Source organism: Streptomyces adelaidensis (assembly GCF_016598475.1).
GTDB lineage: Bacteria > Actinomycetota > Actinomycetes > Streptomycetales > Streptomycetaceae > Streptomyces > Streptomyces adelaidensis.
Genome location: NZ_JAEMUX010000234.1, coordinates 1 through 1,406, shown reverse-complemented (window position 1 = coordinate 1,406; position 1,406 = coordinate 1). Strand labels below are relative to the sequence as shown.

General features: G+C 69.3%; 1 protein-coding gene. It reads right to left on the bottom strand.

The annotated features are described in order from the left end of the window. Nucleotides 1-34: 34 nt before the first annotated feature. On the bottom strand, nt 35-1,406 hold a 1,372-nt coding region (locus I8N67_RS41525), incomplete at its 5' end, for an IS4 family transposase (RefSeq protein WP_307835533.1).

Here is a 1,406-nt window from a genome sequence, read left to right as displayed (position 1 = left end):
CCAATGCCGTGTAGATAGGCGGCTGGGCTGGGTGTCAAGGTCCTGGTGCGGTCGGAATGACGATGCTGATGGTGGCTTTGTAGCTGGTCCGGTCGATGGTGCCTTTGGCGTTGTACTTGGAGATCGCGCGTTTGACGACGCGGGGCCGGGTGCGGATGCGCCGGTCGGGCATGAGGTCGGCCAGGACGCGGCGGCCGATGGCGCCGACGAGGTCGATGACGGTGTCGGCGATGACGCCCGCGGCCTGGATGACCAGGTCGCGGGCGGTGTTCAGGGCGATGCTGAAGCTGGCCCGGTCAGGATCAAGTCCGGGCCGGGTGCCGGTGGCATCCGCCATGGCCAGCCGCAGGAGCTGGTAGGTGACCAGCAGTGCGTAGATCTCCTGGGTGATGCCGTCCGGGGTGCGGGCGCGCAGGACGCGGCCGCCCAGGATGGTCGACTTGATCTCCAGGTAGGCGGTCTCGATCTCCCAGCGCTGGTGGTACAGGGTGATCAGTTCGGCGGCGGGATGAGTCTTATGGCCGGTCAGGGTGGTGACGAGCCGGTAAAGGCCGGTGCGGCGCCCCGCGGCCGTGGTGATGGTGATCTCGCAGTCGATGACACGCACGGGGACGGCACCGATCGCCGACAGGTAGGAGCCGTCACCACAGCGGCCCAGGACGGGCAGCCGGCGTCCGTTCTTCACCCGGACCAGCACGTGCGCACCGGTCTTGGCCATGGCGGTCAGGAGCGTCTGGGCGGCGAAGTTCCGGTCCAGCAACACGATCATGCCCTCGCGCAGGCTGCGCAGCAGGCGCGGCGCATACGTCGTCTCACCGTCAGTGGTCGGTCCGAACACCGCGTCGAGGACTGTGCGAGTGCCGCAGGACACCAGCACCAGCAGCCGCAGGGCCGGATATCCCGAACCGCCGTTGTTGCAGCGGTGCTTGGTGAAGGCGGTCAGATTCGCCGGGCTGTCGGGCACCGCCATGGTCGTGCCGTCGATCGCGCAGACCAGCAGCCCGCGCCACCACACACCGGCGGTGCCGATGCCGGCGGCCGGTCCGCGCAGCAGGTCGAACAGCCAGCGCAGCGGCTCGGCCCCCACCCGCCTGCGGGCCTGCGCCAACGCACCGCCCGTCGGGTCCGCGACCGTCAGCCCTTCCAGGCCCGCCGTCAGCCGCTGCCACACCTGCCGCCAGCCCAGCCCGGGAAACAGACACCCGGCCAGCAGCAGATACACCACCACCCGGGACGGCAGATCCCGCACTCGTTCCTGCACCCTGCCCGTCTGTGTCAACGCCTCGTCGACCATCTCGAACGGGACGAGCCGGGTCAGCTCGCCCAGATGGCCGGGCGCGAAAGCCCCCGCAGCAACAACAACCTCACGAGAGATGACAGACTTGGCACCCAACGGAGCTCCCGCC